General features: G+C 45.1%; 1 protein-coding gene. It reads left to right on the top strand.

Annotated elements, in window-relative coordinates; genetic code table 11:
• Positions 1-284, top strand: a 284-nt coding sequence (locus AB4512_RS22540; protein WP_372175764.1) for a hypothetical protein, incomplete at both ends; no start/stop codon positions are given.

Genomic DNA, 284 nt, shown 5'->3' with positions numbered 1-284 from the left:
AGTTGCAAGTGTATCGAGAACCAGTGGAATCAGTTTTGATGAAGCAACCCAGCTTGTAGCCAGCGACTTAGGCATCGATAAACAACTGGCTGTTGGTGATTATTCCGCATCAAACTCAACCAAAAGCCGTGAAGTACACATGTTTGCGCGCGGTGTTACTCGCGTACTTCAGGAAGCACAAATGGCTTCTGTTGATGCAGGTGTCGACCAAGTAAATGCTCGAAAAGGATCTATGTACAAGCTGGCAGAGCTTGATTTAACAGAATTTAAAGCCAAGACCGATT

It is taken from the genome of Vibrio sp. 10N.222.52.B7, from assembly GCF_041474275.1.
GTDB classification, from domain to species: domain Bacteria; phylum Pseudomonadota; class Gammaproteobacteria; order Enterobacterales; family Vibrionaceae; genus Vibrio; species Vibrio crassostreae_C.
Note: the sequence above shows the minus strand (reverse complement) of the source record. Positions and strands in the feature narration are given on the sequence as shown.